General features: G+C 61.6%; 16 protein-coding genes and 6 tRNA genes. 3 read left to right on the forward strand and 19 right to left on the reverse strand.

Annotated features, from left to right (window positions below; translation table 11 throughout):
• Window positions 1-50 precede the first annotated feature (50 nt).
• The 6 genes from aroC to fdxA form a co-directional block, all read right to left on the reverse strand.
• Window positions 51-1,184, reverse strand: a complete 1,134-nt coding sequence (gene aroC / locus pbN1_RS03525) for a chorismate synthase (protein WP_169202460.1) — start codon at window positions 1,182-1,184, stop codon at window positions 51-53.
• A gap of 199 nt (window positions 1,185-1,383) precedes the next feature.
• On the reverse strand, window positions 1,384-1,698 hold the full coding sequence (gene ilvN / locus pbN1_RS03530; protein WP_169202461.1) for an acetolactate synthase small subunit: 315 nt from the start codon (window positions 1,696-1,698) through the stop codon (window positions 1,384-1,386).
• A gap of 1 nt (window position 1,699) precedes the next feature.
• Entirely contained in the window at window positions 1,700-3,367 is a 1,668-nt protein-coding gene (gene ilvB / locus pbN1_RS03535) for an acetolactate synthase large subunit (RefSeq protein WP_169202462.1), read from the reverse strand.
• A gap of 275 nt (window positions 3,368-3,642) precedes the next feature.
• Window positions 3,643-5,310 carry a long-chain-fatty-acid--CoA ligase gene (locus tag pbN1_RS03540; protein ID WP_169202463.1) on the reverse strand — a complete coding sequence of 556 codons (1,668 nt, stop codon included), beginning with the start codon at window positions 5,308-5,310 and terminating at the stop codon, window positions 3,643-3,645.
• 174 nt (window positions 5,311-5,484) lie between these two features.
• Window positions 5,485-5,943 (reverse strand): CBS domain-containing protein, encoded by a 459-nt coding sequence (locus pbN1_RS03545; protein ID WP_210147645.1) that lies wholly within the window; start codon window positions 5,941-5,943, stop codon window positions 5,485-5,487.
• 149 nt (window positions 5,944-6,092) lie between these two features.
• Complete coding sequence (gene fdxA, locus pbN1_RS03550; RefSeq protein WP_169201196.1) at window positions 6,093-6,416, reverse strand: ferredoxin FdxA; 324 nt, start codon at window positions 6,414-6,416, stop codon at window positions 6,093-6,095.
• 273 nt (window positions 6,417-6,689) lie between these two features.
• Here fdxA and trxA point away from each other — a divergent pair, with 273 nt between their 5' ends.
• From trxA to ltrA, 3 genes are all read left to right on the forward strand, one after another.
• The gene (gene trxA, locus pbN1_RS03555) at window positions 6,690-7,016 is read left to right on the forward strand and encodes a thioredoxin TrxA (RefSeq protein ID WP_169201197.1); all 327 of its coding nucleotides are present in this window, start codon (window positions 6,690-6,692) and stop codon (window positions 7,014-7,016) included.
• A 132-nt stretch (window positions 7,017-7,148) separates the two neighbouring features.
• Window positions 7,149-8,408, forward strand: a complete 1,260-nt coding sequence (gene rho, locus pbN1_RS03560) for a transcription termination factor Rho (protein ID WP_169120756.1) — start codon at window positions 7,149-7,151, stop codon at window positions 8,406-8,408.
• Window positions 8,409-9,004: 596 nt separating this feature from the next.
• Complete coding sequence (gene ltrA / locus pbN1_RS03565) at window positions 9,005-10,165, forward strand: group II intron reverse transcriptase/maturase (protein WP_244857143.1); 1,161 nt, start codon at window positions 9,005-9,007, stop codon at window positions 10,163-10,165.
• 225 nt (window positions 10,166-10,390) lie between these two features.
• On the opposite strand, the gene pbN1_RS03570 is transcribed toward ltrA, so the two are convergent.
• The 13 genes from pbN1_RS03570 to phbB (pbN1_RS03630) form a co-directional block, all read right to left on the reverse strand.
• Window positions 10,391-11,242 (reverse strand): 3-hydroxybutyryl-CoA dehydrogenase, encoded by an 852-nt coding sequence (locus pbN1_RS03570; RefSeq protein WP_169201198.1) that lies wholly within the window; start codon window positions 11,240-11,242, stop codon window positions 10,391-10,393.
• A 238-nt stretch (window positions 11,243-11,480) separates the two neighbouring features.
• Window positions 11,481-11,557 (reverse strand) — tRNA-Asp (locus pbN1_RS03575).
• A 66-nt stretch (window positions 11,558-11,623) separates the two neighbouring features.
• A tRNA-Glu gene (locus pbN1_RS03580) sits at window positions 11,624-11,699 on the reverse strand.
• 18 nt (window positions 11,700-11,717) lie between these two features.
• Window positions 11,718-11,793 (reverse strand) — tRNA-Ala (locus pbN1_RS03585).
• Between the two features lie 114 nt (window positions 11,794-11,907).
• Window positions 11,908-11,984 (reverse strand) — tRNA-Asp (locus pbN1_RS03590).
• 66 nt (window positions 11,985-12,050) lie between these two features.
• A tRNA-Glu gene (locus pbN1_RS03595) sits at window positions 12,051-12,126 on the reverse strand.
• A gap of 18 nt (window positions 12,127-12,144) precedes the next feature.
• Window positions 12,145-12,220 (reverse strand) — tRNA-Ala (locus tag pbN1_RS03600).
• A gap of 73 nt (window positions 12,221-12,293) precedes the next feature.
• Window positions 12,294-13,700 carry an FAD-binding oxidoreductase gene (locus pbN1_RS03605; protein WP_169201286.1) on the reverse strand — a complete coding sequence of 469 codons (1,407 nt, stop codon included), beginning with the start codon at window positions 13,698-13,700 and terminating at the stop codon, window positions 12,294-12,296.
• Window positions 13,701-13,716: 16 nt separating this feature from the next.
• Window positions 13,717-14,661 carry a patatin-like phospholipase RssA gene (rssA, locus tag pbN1_RS03610; protein WP_169201199.1) on the reverse strand — a complete coding sequence of 315 codons (945 nt, stop codon included), beginning with the start codon at window positions 14,659-14,661 and terminating at the stop codon, window positions 13,717-13,719.
• 15 nt (window positions 14,662-14,676) lie between these two features.
• Window positions 14,677-16,008 (reverse strand): 30S ribosomal protein S12 methylthiotransferase RimO, encoded by a 1,332-nt coding sequence (gene rimO, locus pbN1_RS03615; protein ID WP_169201200.1) that lies wholly within the window; start codon window positions 16,006-16,008, stop codon window positions 14,677-14,679.
• Window positions 16,009-16,062: 54 nt separating this feature from the next.
• Window positions 16,063-16,695, reverse strand: a complete 633-nt coding sequence (gene phaR / locus pbN1_RS03620) for a polyhydroxyalkanoate synthesis repressor PhaR (RefSeq protein WP_169201201.1) — start codon at window positions 16,693-16,695, stop codon at window positions 16,063-16,065.
• Window positions 16,696-16,816: 121 nt separating this feature from the next.
• Window positions 16,817-17,557 carry a beta-ketoacyl-ACP reductase gene (phbB, locus tag pbN1_RS03625; RefSeq protein WP_169119660.1) on the reverse strand — a complete coding sequence of 247 codons (741 nt, stop codon included), beginning with the start codon at window positions 17,555-17,557 and terminating at the stop codon, window positions 16,817-16,819.
• Between the two features lie 221 nt (window positions 17,558-17,778).
• Complete coding sequence (gene phbB / locus pbN1_RS03630; protein ID WP_169201202.1) at window positions 17,779-18,519, reverse strand: acetoacetyl-CoA reductase; 741 nt, start codon at window positions 18,517-18,519, stop codon at window positions 17,779-17,781.
• Window positions 18,520-18,578 lie beyond the last annotated feature (59 nt).

The following is an 18,578-nucleotide window of genomic DNA, read 5'->3' on the forward strand; positions in this document are numbered from 1 at the left end:
GGCAGACAGTGCCTGACGCACAGCCGGCGCGCGAACGAACGGCAAACCCGTCAGCGCGGGGGCGCGGGAACGTGCTGCACGCCGGAGGGCGCGAGCCGGGCGAGCTTCGGCGTCGCGCAGGAAACGTCGCCGCACTGAGCGCGATGACGCAACGCGTGGTCCATCAACACGATCGCGAGCATCGCTTCCGCGATCGGGGTCGCGCGGATGCCGACACACGGGTCGTGACGACCATGGGTGTTGATGATCACCGCGTCGCCCTGCTTGTCTATGGAGCGGCGATCGAGCCGAATGCTCGAGGTCGGCTTCACGGCCATACTCACGAGAATGTCCTGCCCCGTCGAAATGCCGCCCAGGACTCCGCCGGCATTGTTCGAGAGGAAGCCTTCGGGTGTCATTTCGTCGGAATGTTCGGTGCCGCGCTGCGCAACGCAGGAAAAACCGGCGCCGATCTCGACGCCCTTCACCGCGTTGATGCCCATCATCGCGTAGGCGATATCCGCATCGAGCCGGTCATAGACTGGCTCCCCCCAGCCCACCGGCACGCCGCTGGCCACGACATCGATACGTGCGCCGACCGAGTCGCCGGACTTGCGCAGTTCGTCCATGTAGTCTTCGAGCGCCGGCACGACAGCGGCGTTGGGTGCGAAGAACGGGTTGCGCCCGACTTCATCCCAGTCCACAAACGGGATCTCGATCGGTCCGAGCTGCGACATGAAGCCGCGGATGACGACTCCGTGCTGCTGATTCAGCCATTTGCGTGCGATCGCACCCGCCGCCACGCGCACCGCCGTCTCGCGCGCCGAGGAACGGCCGCCGCCGCGGTGATCGCGAATCCCGTATTTCTGCCAGTACGCATAATCAGCATGGCCGGGGCGAAACGTCTCGGCGATGTTGCCGTAATCACGTGAGCGCTGGTCCTGGTTGCGAATCAGCAGCGCAATCGGGGTGCCGGTCGTAACCCCCTCGAACACGCCCGAAAGAATCTCCACTTCGTCCGGTTCGCGCCGCTGCGTGACATGCCTCGACGTGCCGGGTTTGCGCCGATCGAGCTCGACCTGGATCTCCTCCGTCGAAAGCGCCATGCCCGGCGGGCACCCGTCGACGACACAGCCGATCGCCGGACCGTGGGATTCACCGAAGGAAGTGACGCAAAAGAGTTTGCCTACGCTATTGCCGGACATCGAATCTCGATTTGAAACGAGGGGTGGAAACCCGACGAGTGTAGCACAGCGACCCAAGACCCCACCGGGGTCTTGGGCAAGCCGCTTACCCTCATCCGAGGCCCGTTCGCGCCATCTGTCCGGCGCTCGTCAAGAAAACGTTTTGCAAACTATAGTTTCCTTTGCGAACGCCTTCCACCGCTTGCGGGGGATGGGATGCTCAGTAGAAAAATTTCTCCAGCCGTTCGAATACTTCATGCTCCGCCCCGTGCCGGCGCACCGACAATACATCGACGAGCTTCTCCACCTGCAGCACCATCTGCTCCAGCCGTTGGTCCTCGAACACCAGCAGCCAGATGCGGCTGCGGCGCGGGTCAGACATCGGCATGCACAAGATGCCTTCGACATTGAACGCGCGACGGGCGAACAGATTGCAGATGTGGCTCATCACACCGGGGTGATTGTTGACCTCAAGTTCCAGCACGACTTTGGCGAAACCGGATTGCTGCAAGGGTTCGGCAACTTGTTCGATCATGTCAGCCTCCGATCATTTCGGTGTTCGCGGCGCCGGGAGGCACCATCGGATAGACGAATTCCTCGCGGTCGATCGATGCGTGGATCAGACACGGCCCCGGGGCGTTCAGCGCCTGGGCAAGCGCCGCGCGCGGGTTCTGGGCCGTATCGAGATCGACGCCATCGATGCCGAAGCCTTCGGCAATTTTCAGAAAATCGGGTGCGCCCCGGTACTTCGACGCGAACACGCGCTTACCGTAGAACAGGCTCTGCTGCTGATACACCAGCCCCAGCGAGTTGTTGTTCATCAGCACGATCTTCACGCTGAGTCCCTCTTCGGCGAGCGTCGCGAGTTCCTGGATGTTCATCTTGAAGCTGCCATCACCAGTGAAGCACACGACCGTTCGCGCGGGCGCCGCCAGCGCCGCGCCGACCGCCACCGGCAAGCCGAATCCCATCGTCCCGAAACCGCCCGAGGTCAGCCACTGACGGGGTCGGCGGAACGGATAAGCCTGGGCGACCCACATCTGGTGCTGCCCGACGTCAGTGGTGACTACTGCATCATCGCCGACCACGGAGGCGACCGCCTGGACGAGGCCATAATGGCTGCGCGGATCGTCCAGCCCCGGCATCTGCAGTGGAAAACGGCTTTTGAGGCTGCCGACACGCGATAGCCAGCGCTTGCGCAGCCTGACGTTCACCCGCGGCAACAGCGCTTCGAGAACCACGCCGACATCCCCATTGATCGCGACATGCGCGTTCTTGATCTTGTGCAGTTCGGACGGATCGATGTCGATATGCACGATCTTCGCCTGCGGACAGAATTGCGCCGCCTTGCCGATCGCCCGGTCGTCGAAGCGCGCGCCGACGCAGACCAGCAGGTCCGATTCTTCGAGGATGAAATTCGTGTAGCGCGCGCCATGCATTCCCAGCATGCCGAGCGAAAGCGGGTGGTCGATCGGCATCACGCCCAGCGCCATCAGCGTCATCGTGGTCGGCAATCCGGCATGCTCGGCGAGCGTGACGATTTGCTGCGCCGCGCCGGAATGAACCACGCCGCCGCCGACATAGAGCACGGGCCGTTCCGCAGCATTGATGAGTCGCGCCGCCTCCTCGATCGCGCCCAGATCGCTTGCGGGCGCGGCATCGGGGATGGCCGGCAGCGGAAACGCATCGAAGCTCACGACCTGGGTCTGCACATCCTTCGGAATGTCGATCAGCACCGGGCCGGGCCGCCCGGACATCGCGAGGCGAAACGCGTCGGGAATCACCTGCAGCAATTCGTCGGCCGAGCGCACGAGGAAATTATGCTTCGTGATCGGCACCGTCATGCCGTAGATGTCGGCTTCCTGGAAGGCGTCGGTGCCGATCATCGAAAGTGGCACCTGCCCGGTGATCGCCACCATGGGAATCGAGTCCAGATGCGCGTCGGCGATCGCCGTAACGAGGTTGGTCGCGCCGGGGCCGCTCGAGGCGAAGCACACTTCCGGGCGCCCCGACACCCTGGCCATCCCCTGGGCGATGAAGCCGGCCCCCTGTTCATGACGGGCGAGCACGTGGCGAATCAGTTTGCTACCCGACAACGCATCGTAGAGCGGCAGGATCGCGCCGCCCGGAATGCCGGCAACGGTGCGTATGCCCTGCCGTTCAAGTAAGCGCAGGATCAGTTCGGCGCCGGTCATCTGGATCATGATGATCTCCTTCGGTTCATATTCGGCGACAGGAACCGGCGACGCAAAAACCAACCCCCGCCGGGCTTGCGCGCCGGCGGGGGTTGGAATCGATGCTACCTGGTTGTCCCTTGCCCTTAAGACGCGCGCCTGCCTACGCTTGCTACTACGCGTACCGGCAGTACTACGGCGAGGGAGAGAACCAGATGCGTCATGGCATTACAAATATCGGGATCAGTGCTCCGGATTCTAACCACGGATCGGACGAAAAAACAAGCACGACGCGGGCAGTGCGTTCAGGCCTTCCCGTCCCGCAACAGGCGCCGCAGGATCTTCCCGACATTCGTCTTCGGCAACTCGTCGCGAAACTCCACGAGGTGAGGGACTTTGTATGCGGTCAGGCTTTCGCGACAATGGGCAATGATCATCTCGCGGGTGAGCGAGGGATCCTTGCGCACGATGAACACTTTGACGGCTTCGCCGGTGCGCTCGTCCGGCACGCCCACCGCGGCGACCTCCAGCACGCCCGGATGGCTTGCGACGACATCCTCGATCTCGTTCGGAAAGACGTTGAAACCTGACACCAGGATCATGTCTTTCTTGCGATCGACGATGCGCACAAAGCCTTTTTCGTCGATCGTCGCGATGTCACCGGTGCGGAGGAAACCATCGGGCGTAAAGACGTGGGCCGTATCCTCCGGCCGATTCCAGTACTCGCGCATCACCTGTGGCCCTCGCACGCACAGCTCGCCGGGCTGCCCGAACGGCATTTCGCTGCCGTCGTCGCCGCGAATGCTCACTTCCGTCGATGAAACGGGCAGGCCGATCGAATGATTGAAGGCGGGCAGATCCAGCGGGTTTATGGTCACCGCGGGCGATGTTTCGGTCAGCCCGTAGGCCTCGATAAGCGGCTTTCCGGTGATCCTGCCCCACCGCTCCGCCACCTGCTGCTGAACCGCCATTCCCCCGCCGAGCGCGATGTTGAGCCGGGAGAAATCGAGCTTGGCAAAATCCGGGTTGTTCAGTAACGCATTGAACAGCGTATTGACCCCGGTGATGGCGGTGAATTTGTACTTGGCGAGTTCCTTGATGAAGCCTGGAATGTCGCGAGGATTGGTGATCAGCACGTTCGTCGCGCCGAGCTTGAAGAACGTCAGGCAGTTCGCAGTCAGGGAAAAAATATGATAGAGCGGAAGCGCCGTGATGATGATTTCCTCGCCTTCATGCAGGAAGGGCCGGATCCAGGCGTGTGCCTGCTGCAAATTCGCGATGATGTTGCGATGGGTCAGTACCGCCCCCTTCGCCACGCCGGTGGTGCCACCCGTGTATTGGAGAAAGGCAATGTCGTCGTGTCCGACGCTCACCGGCTCGAGCGGGAACGCGGCGCCCCTGGATAACGCCGCCGAAAAGCTCACATGGCCCGGGAGATTCCATGGCGGCACCAGCTTCTTCACCTGCCGGACGACCAGATTGACGATCAGGCTTTTCGGAAAGCCGAGCATTTCGCCGAGGCTCGTGACCACGATATGAGGCATCCTGAGCTTCGGCAGCACGTGTTCGAGCGTGCTGGCGAAATTCTCGATGATGACAATCGTCTCGGCACCGGAGTCGCGGAGCTGATGCTCCAGTTCACGAGCGGTGTAAAGCGGATTGACGTTGACGACGACATAGCCAGCCCTGAGCACTCCGAACATTGCGATCGGGTACTGCAGCATGTTGGGCATCATCAGCGCAACGCGCGCACCCTTCGCAAGCTTCAGTGCGCCTTGCAGGAAGCCCGCGAACCGGGCGGACAACCGGTCGAGTTCGGCATAGCTGACACCCTTGCCCATGTTGATGTAGGCTGGCCGGTCGCCGAACTGCCGCACACTCCGGCTGAACAGGTCGCCGATGGAGCTGAACTCGTCGGGATCAATTTCTGCGGGAACGCCCCGGGGATAGCTCTGCAGCCAGATCTTTTCCATCATCGACTCCTTCAGCTAGAAACCGCTGCCGGCAAGCGCGATCTGGCCATGCTTGTCCGGAACCTGATCGGCGCCAGACGCGCGGCGCCGGCTTCCAGCCTGTAACCGGAGCCGCGGCGATCGTCGCGCCTCCTCACCGGACTCGCGAATCCGCCGCAACGGGAAGCTACTGCGTTATTTTTCGTCCTCTTCGCCTGGCTCGCGCGGCCAGTTGCGAATGTAGTTTTTCAGCATCCGGTTCTCAAAACTCTGTTCTTCAAGCACCGCCTTCGCCACGTCATGGAAGGACACCACGCCCATCAGCGTATTACCGTCCATCACTGGCAGATAACGCTGATGATGATCGACCATGAGGCGGCGCAGCGCGTCCATCTCCATGTCCGGGGACGCGATCATCGGCCCGGAAAGCATCGCCGCTTCAACGGGCATCTCGGCCCATCCCGCCCCGCCCTTGTGTACCGCCTGCAGCACCTCGCGAAAGGTCAGCATGCCGGTCATCTGACCCTGCGAAAAAACCACGAGCGAGCCGACGTCCTGCTCCGTCATGATGGCTACCGCTTCAGCCATGCTCCTGCTGGGGGCAATCGTATAGAGCACCTTGCCCTTGATTGCAAGAATCTCGCTCACCAGCATTTGTGTTCCCCCACCATTTTCATGTAATTCACCTTGGGCGATGTTAGTGGATTGTCGTGAGCGCGAACAGCATCCGCATAAATCGCCACACTCGTCGTCGCGGCGTCTGCGGACATCGAATGCGGCTCTCCACTCCGTTATTCGAGTTTTTATTTGATCAGTTCGTCGAGCTTGCCCGTTCGCTTCGCCCACTCGTCGGCATCCGGCAAGGGATCCTTGCGTTCGACGATGGGCTTCCACTGCTGCGCGAGCTCCGCATTGAGTTCGATGAAATGGCGCTGCCCCTCGGGGACGTCATCCTCGGCAAAAATGGCTTCCACCGGGCACTCCGCGACGCAGAGGGTGCAGTCGATGCATTCCGTCGGGTCGATCACAAGGAAATTTGCCCCTTCCCTGAAGCAGTCCACCGGACAGACGTCAACACAGTCGGTGTACTTGCAGCGGATGCAGGCTTCAGCTACAACATAAGTCATTATTTGAACTCCATCAGTTCGATACACGGTCAAAATGGGCGATACTCCCAGTGCTCCCAATATAGCCGAGAGAGCCCGCTTCATGCCATTGCCGCCACCCCTCGGCTCACGGGCGTAGCACCCGCCCCGGAGAACTTCTTGACGCGAGGGCCGGCTTCGCATAACTTTTCGAAACTCCCAGCACGAGGCGGTTCGATTTCGCCTTTGTCGACCGGGCCCGTCGGGGCCCGTCCCCTATCCGAAGCACTACCGTTACCCCTGATGCGAGGAAACATGAGCGAGCATATCCATTACGTCACTGACGGCAATTTCGAAGCCGAGGTGCTTCAGTCGCAGGCCCCCGTGCTGGTCGACTACTGGGCCGAATGGTGCGGTCCGTGCAAGATGATTGCGCCGATCCTGGACGACGTCGCCAAGGAATACGCCGGCAAGCTGAAAGTCGCAAAGCTCAACATCGATGAAAACCAGGAGACGCCCGCCAAATTCGGCGTCCGGGGTATTCCGACGTTGATGCTGTTCAAGGGCGGCAACGTCGAAGCCACCAAGGTCGGGGCGCTGTCCAAGTCCCAGCTCACCGCCTTCATTGACAGCAACCTCTGACCGGCGCTACAGTCGAAGTCGTTTCCGCGGCGCCTTCCGCGCCCCGTGCCGAAATTCCCGGCGCCGCGATTGCCTCTCTCCCCGATCCCTTCACCTGCCTCATCCAATAGCGCCTTGTTGCGCCCTCTCGCCATGCAATTATCGGAGCTGAAGTCCCTCCACGTAAGCGAACTGCTGGAAATGGCCATCGCGAATGAAATCGATGGCGCCAACAGACTGCGCAAACAGGAACTCGTGTTCGCCTTGCTCAAGAACCGGGCGAAGAAGGGCGAACCGATATATGGTGACGGGGCGCTCGAAGTCCTGCCAGACGGATTCGGATTCCTTCGCTCCCCGGACATTTCCTATCTTGCCGGGACCGATGACATCTACGTTTCCCCGTCACAGATCCGGCGCTTCAACCTTCACACCGGCGACACGATCGAGGGCGAGATCCGCACGCCCAAAGACGGAGAGCGATATTTCGCGCTGGTCAAGTTGGACAAGATCAATGGCGAGCCTCCCGAGGCCTGCAAGCACAAGATCCTCTTCGAGAACCTCACGCCGCTGCACCCGAACGAATGCCTCAAGCTCGAACGGGACATCCGCGGAGAAGAAAACATCACGAGCCGGGTGATCGACATGATCGCGCCGATCGGCAAAGGCCAGCGCGGACTGATCGTCTCCCCGCCAAAGAGCGGCAAGACGGTGATGTTGCAACACATCGCCCACTCCATCGTCGCCAATCATCCCGACGTCGTCGTCATCGTGCTGCTAATCGACGAGCGCCCTGAGGAAGTGACCGAGATGCAGCGATCGGTCAAAGGTGAAGTGGTCGCCTCCACCTTCGACGAACCCGCTTCTCGCCACGTGCAGGTCGCCGAGATGGTGATCGAGAAGGCCAAGCGCCTGACTGAGCACAAGAAGGATGTCGTAATTCTGCTCGACTCGCTGACGCGCCTCGCACGCGCCTACAACACCGTGGTGCCCGCTTCCGGCAAGGTGCTCACCGGCGGCGTCGACGCGAACGCGCTGCAGAAGCCCAAGCGCTTTTTCGGCGCCGCCCGGAATATCGAGGAAGGCGGGTCGCTGACGATCATCGCGACCGCGCTGATCGACACCGGCAGCCGCATGGACGATGTGATCTACGAAGAATTCAAGGGCACCGGCAACATGGAGTTGCACCTCGATCGCCGTATGGCCGAGAAGCGGGTTTATCCTGCGATCAACGTCAATCGGTCCGGTACCCGCCGGGAGGAACTCCTCCTCAAGCCCGACGTACTGCAGAAAGTGTGGATCCTGCGTAAATTGCTGTACGGCATGGACGACATCGACGCGATGGAATTCCTGCTGGACAAGATCAAGGCCACCAAGAGCAACGGTGAGTTCTTCGACGCGATGCGGCGCGGCTGAAGCAGAACGCTCAAGTCATAACGCCACCCGAGGGTGGCGTTTTTGTTTGGTGCGCCCGGCAGGGCGCACTCACTTGGAGGTGGAAGTCCTCTACTCGCCCGGCAAGGGGAAGAGTTAGCTGAACGGCAAGGGTGTCGCGGGTAACTGCGAATCTGGAGGAAGCCGAAGGCAAAGCGTTGACCTGACGAACAGGAAGCGGATACGAGGCGGCACAGCGGGGTAAGGCGGCCAATATCGTCAAAGCCCGAAACTTGCACGGGACGCTGTGACGTATATCCGACAGGTATAAGCGTGAAGGTGGGTGCGTCATACCCGGGGAGATCCTCACGGGTGCCATGGTGCTACTGACGTCGCGAGGCGTCGGGATGCGCGTGAGGAAGTCAGCCGAGGCCATAGTAGGCGCCAGTATGGGCTGAAGGGCCGAACATGGAAGAACGCGAGTAGGCGAACGTTTCTCGATGAAGCCATTGAAGGCAGAAGCCCGTCGGCAAGACGGGGCGCGGGCGGCAGGCTCCGGACGGTATCCGGAGGGGGCTGGGCTGCGTGTCGAGGCGGAATCGACGGGCGTTGAGCGGACGAAAGCGGAGTTGGAGCGGATGAGCGAGCTGATGGAGGCCGTGTGTGAGCGCGGCAACCTGTGGCTTGCTTACGAGCGGGTGATCCGAAACAAAGGCGCGGCCGGTGTTGATGGCATCGGGGTGGCCGAGTTCAAGGCACATCTGCAGCAACACTGGCCGACGATCAGGGCCAGGCTGCTGGCGGGGACGTACATCCCGCAGGCGGTACGCCGAGTGGATATCCCCAAGCCGCAAGGCGGGGTGAGGACGCTCGGCATTCCGACGCTGACGGATCGACTGATCCAACAAGCGTTGCATCAGGTGCTCTCGCCGATCTTCGAGGCGGATTTCTCCGAGTCGAGCTACGGCTTCCGGCCGGGGAGAAACGCCCATCAGGCGGTCCAGGCGGCGCGGCAGTATGTCGCCGAAGGCCGGCGTATCGTGGTGGACATGGCTCTGGAGAAGTTCTTCGATCGGGTCAATCACGACATTCTGATGGTGAGGCTCGCGAAGAAGATCGGGGATGGGCGGGTACTGAAACTCATCCGGCGGTATCTGGAAGCGGGGATGATGGCAGAGGGCGTCGTCAGCCCGAGGACGCAGGGCACACCGCAAGGAGGCCCCCTGAGTCCGTTGCTGTCGAACATCCTGCTGACGGAATTGGACCGGGAACTGGAACGTCGGGGTCACGCGTTCTGTCGCTACGCGGACGACTGCAACATCTACGTCCGAAGCCATGCGGCAGGCGAGCGGATACTGACGAGTATCAGCCGGTTTCTGTCCGAGCGGCTCAAGCTCACGGTCAGTGAAGCCAAGAGCGCGGTCGCGCGACCGTGGGAGCGGAAGTTTCTGGGCTACAGCGTCAGCTGGCACAAGGCCCCGAAACTGCGGATCGCGCCGAGCAGCCTGCAACGGCTGCAAGACAAGGTCCGGGAGGTGCTCAAAGGTGCGGGAGGGCGAAGCGTGGGTGGCACGATCGACGAGTTGAACCCGGTGCTGCGGGGCTGGGCAGCGTATTTCAAGCTGACCGAAACCAAAACGCCGCTGGAGACGCTTGACGGGTGGCTACGGCGCAAGCTGCGCTGCATTCTGTGGCGACAGTGGAAACGCCCGTATACTCGTGCGAAGAACCTGATGAAGGCGGGACTGAAGGAGGAGCGGGCATTCCGCTCGGCGTTCAACCAACGCGGGCCGTGGTGAAACAGTGGCGCCAGCCACATGAACGCGGCCTTCCCGAAGTCCTTCTTTGATCGTCTGGGGCTGGTGTCGCTGCTCGATACGACGCGACGACTCCAGTGTCTTACATGAACCGCCGTGTGCGGAACCGCACGTACGGTGGTGTGAGAGGGCGACGGGGGTAACCCCGCCCCCTACTCGATCACCGTTCCGGTGGAGGCTCTATAGCCGGCCGCCTCTTCGAAGTAGTTATTTGTACTCGAAGAAGCCTTTGCCTGACTTGCGGCCGAGGTAGCCCGCCTCCACCATCTCCACGAGAAGGGGTGCCGGGCGATACTTTGGATCCTTGAAACCCTCAAAGAGCACCTGCATCACCGCGAGTTCCACGTCGAGACCGATCATGTCGCCCAGCGCGAGCGGGCCGATAGGATGGTTGCAGCCCAGTTTCATTGCCTCGTCGATCTCGGCCGCACTCGCGAGGCCTTCCCCGAGGGCAAAGATCGCCTCGTTGATCATCGGACACAGTAGCCGGTTGACGACGAAACCCGGGCTGTTGCGCACTTGCACTGGCGTCTTGCCGACCGCCCGGGCAAGCATCTCGACTGCCGCGTAAGTGGCGTCGGACGTCTGCAAACCGCGAATGAGTTCCACCAGCGCCATCACCGGGACGGGATTGAAGAAATGCATGCCGATGATCCTGTCGGCGCGTCGCGTGGAAGCGGCGAGCTTCGTGATCGAGATCGATGACGTATTGCTCGCGATGATCGCATCAGGTTTTGCGATGGCGTCCAGTTGCTCGAAGATTTTCAGCTTCAGTGCAAGGTTTTCGGTTGCAGCCTCGATGATGAGGTCGCAGTCGCCCATCGCCCCGAGATCCGTCGATCCGCTCACCCGCGCAAGCGCCTCAGCCTTCTGCGCTTCGGTCATCTTGTCTTTCTTGATGAGCCGATCGAGGCTGCCGCTCAGGGTCGCCAGGCCGCGCTGCAACGCGGCTTCCGCGACGTCGCTCATCACAACGTCAAACCCTGCTACGGCGAACGCCTGGGTTATGCCGTTTCCCATCGTTCCGGCACCAACGATCCCGATTTTTTTCATATTCATTGTATGTCCCGCTCCTGTCGTTTAACGAACACATCGGCATTGCCATCGAGGATCCCGTACCGAAGCGTATGGGGAAAACTCTAGCGCAATTTACCTTGATGATGCCAGCGCCGCGAACGCCTGCCATCGGAACCACCCACCAGCCACGGCGGCCCGGGCACAATTCGGGATGACTCGCTTTCCGATGACACTCGCTTGACGGGCGAAAAAAAGGGAGCCCGAAGGCTCCCTTGTCTGCTGGCGGAGTGGACGGGGCTCGAACCCGCGACCCCCGGCGTGACAGGCCGGTATTCTAACCAACTGAACTACCACTCCGCGCTGACCTGCTACCGGCAGTTTCCTGCCTGTTTGCACGCCGCCTTACGGCGACCCGCTTTATTCTGGCGTCCCCACGGGGATTCGAACCCCGGTTACCGCCGTGAAAGGGCGATGTCCTAGGCCTCTAGACGATGGGGACATCGTCGCTTTCTTCGGTTGGTGGAGGTAAGCGGGATCGAACCGCTGACCTCTTGCATGCCATGCAAGCGCTCTCCCATCTGAACTATACCCCCACAACAGAGCGGAGCACTATAGCGCTTGAATGAACGCACCGCAAGCAAAGCTTGTTCGCCGATCCGCATGGATATGCACCAGCGAACGACACACCAACACTGCTGCTACGAAACTGGCGGAGTGGACGGGACTCGAACCCGCGACCCCCGGCGTGACAGGCCGGTATTCTAACCAACTGAACTACCACTCCGCGCTGACCTGCTACCGGCAGTTTCCTGCCGGTTTGCACGCCGCCTTACGGCGACCCGCTTTATTCTGGCGTCCCCACGGGGATTCGAACCCCGGTTACCGCCGTGAAAGGGCGATGTCCTAGGCCTCTAGACGATGGGGACATCGTCGCTTTCTTCGGTTGGTGGAGGTAAGCGGGATCGAACCGCTGACCTCTTGCATGCCATGCAAGCGCTCTCCCAGCTGAGCTATACCCCCTGACCCGAAAGAGCGCGCATTATAGGGCTACCCAATCACACTGTAAACCCCGAATTGCGATTATCTTTGCATCTCACAAAACCTTGCCGGGATTCATCAATCCGCGCGGATCGATGCTTTCCTTTATCGCCCGCATCAACTCCAGTTCGACTTCCGATTTGTAGCGCCGGGCCTCGATGCGCTTGAGCTGGCCGAGACCGTGCTCCGCAGATATCGAGCCCTCGAACTGGTCGACGACATCGTGAACGATGCGATTGACTTCCGCTGTTCTTGCGATGAAATGGGCGTTTTCCTGCGCGTCCGGCTTCGACAAGTTGTAGTGGAGGTTCCCGTCGCCGATATGGCCGAAGGCAACGATGCGCGCATCCGGCCATACGGCCAGAAGGGCAGCGTCTGCCCGTTCGAGAAACTCCGGAATCCTGCTTACCGGAACCGAGATGTCGTGCTTGATGCTGACGCCTTCCAGCCGTTGCGCCTCGGAGACGTTTTCGCGCAACGCCCAGAGGGTTTCGGCCTGCGCCAGGCTCGAGGCGACCGCAGCATCGAGTACGAGCCCCTCGTCCATCGCATCGGCCAGCGCCCGCTCGAGCAGCTCCCCCAGCGGTGCATCGGCGGCAGCATCCATCAATTCCACGAGCACCGCCCATGCGCTCACGCCGGCAAGCGGCGGCCGGGCACCGGGGAGATGCTTCAATACCAGATCGAGCGCCGGGCGCCCGACGATTTCGAACGCCGTCACCCGATCGCCCCCTGCATTCCTCAGCCGGGCGAGAAGCGTCACAGCTGCCGCGGGGTCGGCTATCGCGACCCAGGCCGTGGCGCGGCTGCGCATGCGGGGAAAGAGTTTCAGTGCCGCCGCGGTGACGATACCGAGCGTGCCTTCCGCGCCGATGAAAAGCTGCTTCAGATCATAGCCGGTGTTGTCCTTGCGCAATGCCCTCAGCCCGTCCCATACGCGGCCGTCAGGCAGGACGACCTCGACGCCAAGCACCAGTTCTCGCATGTTGCCGTAACGCAGGACATGGACTCCGCCTGCGTTCGTGGATAAATTCCCGCCGATCTCGCAACTCCCCTCCGAGGCGAGCGACAGCGGGAAAAGCCGATCGACCGATGCCGCCTCCTGCTGGACGGCCGCAAGGGTGCAGCCCGCCTCGGCGATCAAAGCATTGTTGGCGGGATCGACCGCGCGAATGCGACTCATGCGTGACAGATTGATTACCACCGTCTGTCCGTCCGGCAATGGGGTCGCGCCGCCGCACAGGCCGGTATTTCCTCCCTGCGGGACCATCGCCACGTCCGCCGCCGCACAGGCCCGCACGACTGCCGCCACTTCAGGCGTCCCGGCGGGCTTGACGACCGCCAGCGCAGTTCCCGTATAGCGCCCGCGCCAGTCAGTCAGGTGGGGCGCCATCGACTCAGGGTCGGTGAGCACATGCGGCGCCCCGACGGCGGCCGCAAGCGTGCGTAGCAACTCGTTCATATCGGGCGACTCCGACTCAATCATGCCCCAGGCAGTATCGCAACGAGGGCAGCATCCGTTCGACCGCCGCCTCTCCCTCGGCAATGGCCTCCGCAGCACGATGAAAATCCATCGGTCCCAAGTGGCCCAGGCGCGGAGAAATCTGCACATCGGCCGGCTCTCCGGCAAGCCGGCTGCGCGCGATGCGAACCTGCATGATGTTGATGCTGCTCGTGAGGACGGTCAGAAGCGAGGGCAGGTTTGCCTCACGTAACGGGGTCTGACCGTTTCCCGGCTCACCGTTCCCGCTGTTGCCGAAAAAGCCCAGGCGTCCGAACAGGCGTTCCGTCCAGCCGATACCGGTTTCGTCCTCGGCCGGCGCCTGGCGCCTGGATTTTCCGATCATGTCCGACCCCAGGTCAATCGCGATCACGATATCGGCTCCCATCGCGCGACACAGGGAAACTGGCACCGGATTGACGAGGCCACCGTCGACGAGAAGGCGTCCGTTATGGATGACCGGTGTGAACAGCCCGGGAAGCGCGATCGAGGCACGCACAGCGGCCGAAACGCTTCCTTCCCGCAGCCAGATCTCCCGTCCGGTTTCCAGCTCGGTCGCGACGCACGCAAAGCAACGCTGGAGCTCTGAAAAATCCCGATCGACGAAATTGCGTTCGAAAAACTGGATGAGTTTCTGTCCGCGAATCAGCCCGCCCCTCAGGCTGACGTCGAGCAGCGAAACGACGTCTTGCCATTTCAGGGACTGCGCCCATTCGGCGAGCTTCGCAAGGTCCCCCGCTGCCATCGCCGCGCCGACGAACGCTCCGATCGAACATCCGCAGATCACCTGGGGCTCGATTCCTTCGCGAGCCAGCGCCTGCAGGACGCCCAGGTGGGCCCAGCCTCGCGCCGCACCACTGCCCAGAGCCAGACCGATGACCGGACTGCTGCGGGGTACGCACGGGAGCGCCGTTTCGTACATGGCGCTAGCAGGACATCACGGGAGCGGCCTGGCGTAAAGATCGTGCACGTCGCAGTCGGTGACGCGCACCTTCGCGAATTCGCCGGGCACGAGCCTGTCGCCATCCGGGATGATGACCAGCCCGTCCACTTCGGGGGCATCGCTCCCCGAACGGGCAACCGCGCCTTCATCGTCGACCTCCTCGACGAGCACGGTGATGTCGCGCCCGATCCAGCGTTCGAGGCGCTGCGTCGAGATGTCCTCCTGGAAATCCATCAGACGCATCCGCCGCTCCTCGCGAACCTCATCCGGCACGGGGTCGGCCAGCAGATTGGCGGCGGCGCCTTCGACAGGCGAATACGCGAATGCACCGACGCGGTCGAGCTGCGCCTCTTCGAGGAAACGGAGCAGCTGCTCGAAATCTTCATCGGTTTCGCCGGGGAAGCCGGTGATGAACGTCGAGCGGATCGTCAGATCAGGACAAATGCTGCGCCACTTGCGGATCCGTTCGAGGACGTTTTCGACATTCCCGGGACGCTTCATCGCCTTGAGGATGCGCGGACTCGCGTGCTGGAACGGCACATCCAGATACGGCAGGATCTTGCCTTCGGCCATCAGCGGAATCAGTTCGTCTACGCTCGGGTACGGATAGACGTAGTGCATCCGCACCCATACCCCGAGTTCGCCGAGAGCATTCGCCAGGTCGATCAGCCTGGTCTTGAGCGGGCGCCCGTTCCAGAAGCCGGTGCGATATTTCAAGTCGACACCATAAGCGCTGGTGTCCTGCGAGATCACGAGGAGTTCCTTCACCCCCGAATCGACGAGGGACTCGGCCTCGCGCATGACGTCATGGATCGGACGGCTGACGAGGTCGCCCCGCATCGACGGAATGATGCAGAAGCTGCAGCGGTGGTTGCAGCCCTCGGATATCTTGAGGTAGGCGTAATGCGCCGGGGTCAGCCGGATCCCCTGAGGCGGAATGAGGTCCGTAAAAGGATCGTGCGGTTTCGGCAGATGCTGGTGTACGGCCTTCATCACCGCGTCGGTGGCATGCGGCCCCGTCACCGCCAGCACCTGGGGGTGGGCCGCGAGGATGACGTCGTCCCTGGCGCCGAGGCATCCCGTGACGATAACCTTGCCGTTTTCGGCGAGCGCCTCGCCGATTGCGTCGAGCGACTCCTCGACTGCGGCATCGATGAAACCGCAGGTATTGACGACGACGATATCCGCATCATCGTAGCTGCCGGAAATGTCGTAGCCTTCTGCACGCAGGCGGGTCAGGATATGTTCGGAATCGACCGTGGCCTTGGGGCACCCAAGGGACACGAAGCCGACGCGCGGTACGTTCTGGGATTTCTGCTGGGTCATGCTCTCTGTTGAAACCCTCTGCGGCACACGATCGTGGCCGCGGGCGGGTTCGCCTTATTTCTGGGTGGCGCGGCCGCCTTTGCCCGTGGTGTTTTCTGCCGGTGCATCGGTCCCGGTGGCCGTTTTCGCAGCCGTCTCGTCCTTGCCCGCAGGGGTGTAATTGGGGAACGGGAATCCGGTGAAGATGTTGCGGGTCTGACTCTCGATCTGTTCCTGCATCTGGGAGAACATCTTTTTGCTCTGCTCGACGTAGGTGCCCATCACGCTTTGCAGCGCAGGGCCCTGGAAATTCAGAAACTGCGCCCACAGGTCCTGGCTGATCGGGCTGTTCTCGCCATAGATGGCCTGCGCCTGTTCCTGCAGCTTTCCCTGCATTTCGGTAAAGGCCTTGATGTTGTTCTCAAGGTACTTCCCCATCATCCCCTGCGTTGCGTTGCCGTAGAAGCGGATCATGTGGGCAAGAAGATCGCTGGTGAACATCGGCGCGCCGCCGGCTTCTTCTTCGAGGATGATCTGGAGCAGGATGCTGCGCGTCAGGTCCTCTGTGGTTTTTGCGTCGACTACCTGGAATTCTTCGCGGCTGAGCACCAATTCCTTGACGTCGGCCAGCGTGATGTACGAACTGGTCCGGGTGTCGTACAAACGGCGATTCGGGTACTTCTTGATCAGGCGCGCTTGCTCGGCCATATTCGCTTTTCTCCTCGACGGCGGTCGATTCCGCTCTGCAAAAAATTATACCGCGCTGCCGAAAGAAAAACCCCGCCATTCGGCGGGGGTTGGCAATCATCCACAGGCTTCGGATGCTGCATCAGCACATGTGGAGGCCGCCGTTGATGTTGATCGTCGCGCCGGTGACGTAGCCGGCCAGGTCGGAAGACAGATAGGAGCACAGGGCGCCGATTTCTTCCGGCTTGCCCAGGCGCTTCATCGGTACGCTGTCGATGATGCCTTGGCGGATGTCTTCGCGGATCGCCATCACCATCTCGGTGCCGACATAGCCCGGTGCGATCGCATTGACGGTCACGCCCTTCGTCGCCAGCTCCGCGGCCAGCGCTTTCGTGAAGCCGAGCACGCCCGCCTTGGCGGTCGAGTAGTTGGCCTGGCCGGCCTGGCCCTTTATGCCGTTCACCGAAGAAATATTGATGATCCGGCCGTAGCCCCGTTCTGCCATCTTCGGCGAGATGTGGTGGGTGACGTTGAAGAGGCTGTTGAGATTGGTGTTGATGACCGCATCCCACTGCGCCTTTTCCATCTTCGGAAAGAACTTGTCGCGCGTGATGCCGGCGTTGTTCACCAGCACGTCGATCGCTCCGACGTCAGCCTCGATCTTCGCAACCATCAGCCGACAGGACTCGTAATCCGACACGTCGCCTTCGGCGGCGATGAAATCGAAACCAAGCTCCTTCTGCCGTCCCAGCCATTCATCCTTCTGCGGGAAACCCGGCAGACAATTGGCCACAACCTTCATTCCGTCCTTTGCCAGCGCCTGGCAGATCGCGGTACCCAGGCCGCCCATGGCGCCGGTGACGAGTGCGACTTTCTGATTCATTTGCAATCCTCTTGCTGCAATTGGGTGATGAGGAATCACAGGCAGTCGCGCCTTCGTCGGCTGCCCCGCTCTTCGGTTGGCTGACAGGCGGCACCCGAGACGCGGGTACCACGAGCGGGGAGATTATAAGCACATTTGTTGCACGATGCTGCAATGCAATAAGCAAAAACGGCGTGCTCCTCCTGTCGGAACACGCCGTCATCGAGCCTTGCGGACGTTGCTCAGAACATGTGCTGGCCACCGTTGATCGAGATATTGGCGCCGGTAACGAACGCCGCTTCCTCGGACGACAGGTAGGCCACCAGCCCCGCGATTTCTTCCGGCTTGCCCAGGCGCGCCACCGGGATCTGCGGCAGGATCTTGGTGTCGAGAATCTCCTGCGGGATCGCCATCACCATCTTGGTGCCGATGTAGCCGGGCGAGATCGTGTTGACGGTCACGCCGGAACGAGCCACTTCCAGTGCCAGCGCCTTCGTGAATCCGTGCATCCCGGCCTTGGCCGCGGAGTAGTTGGTCTGGCCGAACGCACCCTTCTGGCCATTCACCGACGACACGTTGATGACCCGGCCCCACTTGCGCTCGACCATTCCGTCCATGACCTGCTTGGTCATGTTGAACACACTGTCGAGGTTGGTCGAGATCACCGCATCCCAGTCCGCCTTGGTCATCTTGCGGAACGTCATGTCGCGGGTGATACCGGCGTTATTCACCAGCACGTCCACCGGGCCGACCTCCTTCGTCACCGTTTCGACGCATGTCCTGGCCGAATCGAAATCCGACACGTCGCAGGGAAAGGCGCGAAAACCGTAACCCATGTTGTTCATCGTCTGCAACCACTCGCCGGCTTTGGCGTTACCCGGCGAATGCGTGGTCACCACCCTGTAGCCCAGCGCCGCCAGTTTGATGCAGACCGCTTCACCCAGGCCACCCATACCTCCCGTTACCAGTGCAACTCTTGCCATGTTCTGACTCCTCTCCCGTTTCGTCTCTCGAAGGGTCTGTAACAATGCCCGGCAGCGCC

This window comes from Aromatoleum bremense (assembly GCF_017894365.1).
GTDB lineage: Bacteria > Pseudomonadota > Gammaproteobacteria > Burkholderiales > Rhodocyclaceae > Aromatoleum > Aromatoleum bremense.

Bases quoted from the DNA above. Each gene is read 5' to 3' on its own strand.
- phaR (WP_169201201.1), bottom strand. From the start codon at position 16,695: ATGGCCGAGCAAGCGCGCCTGATCAAGAAGTACCCGAATCGCCGTTTG.
- pbN1_RS03545 (WP_210147645.1), bottom strand. From the start codon at position 5,943: ATGCTGGTGAGCGAGATTCTTGCAATCAAGGGCAAGGTGCTCTATACG.
- rimO (WP_169201200.1), bottom strand. From the start codon at position 16,008: ATGACCCAGCAGAAATCCCAGAACGTACCGCGCGTCGGCTTCGTGTCC.
- ilvB (WP_169202462.1), bottom strand. From the start codon at position 3,367: ATGATCCAGATGACCGGCGCCGAACTGATCCTGCGCTTACTTGAACGG.
- phbB (WP_169119660.1), bottom strand. From the start codon at position 17,557: ATGAATCAGAAAGTCGCACTCGTCACCGGCGCCATGGGCGGCCTGGGT.
- rssA (WP_169201199.1), bottom strand. From the start codon at position 14,661: ATGTACGAAACGGCGCTCCCGTGCGTACCCCGCAGCAGTCCGGTCATC.
- pbN1_RS03540 (WP_169202463.1), bottom strand. From the start codon at position 5,310: ATGGAAAAGATCTGGCTGCAGAGCTATCCCCGGGGCGTTCCCGCAGAA.
- phbB (WP_169201202.1), bottom strand. From the start codon at position 18,519: ATGGCAAGAGTTGCACTGGTAACGGGAGGTATGGGTGGCCTGGGTGAA.
- fdxA (WP_169201196.1), bottom strand. From the start codon at position 6,416: ATGACTTATGTTGTAGCTGAAGCCTGCATCCGCTGCAAGTACACCGAC.
- pbN1_RS03605 (WP_169201286.1), bottom strand. From the start codon at position 13,700: ATGAACGAGTTGCTACGCACGCTTGCGGCCGCCGTCGGGGCGCCGCAT.
- ilvN (WP_169202461.1), bottom strand. From the start codon at position 1,698: ATGATCGAACAAGTTGCCGAACCCTTGCAGCAATCCGGTTTCGCCAAA.
- ltrA (WP_244857143.1), top strand. From the start codon at position 9,005: ATGAGCGAGCTGATGGAGGCCGTGTGTGAGCGCGGCAACCTGTGGCTT.
- pbN1_RS03570 (WP_169201198.1), bottom strand. From the start codon at position 11,242: ATGAATATGAAAAAAATCGGGATCGTTGGTGCCGGAACGATGGGAAAC.
- trxA (WP_169201197.1), top strand. From the start codon at position 6,690: ATGAGCGAGCATATCCATTACGTCACTGACGGCAATTTCGAAGCCGAG.
- rho (WP_169120756.1), top strand. From the start codon at position 7,149: ATGCAATTATCGGAGCTGAAGTCCCTCCACGTAAGCGAACTGCTGGAA.
- aroC (WP_169202460.1), bottom strand. From the start codon at position 1,184: ATGTCCGGCAATAGCGTAGGCAAACTCTTTTGCGTCACTTCCTTCGGT.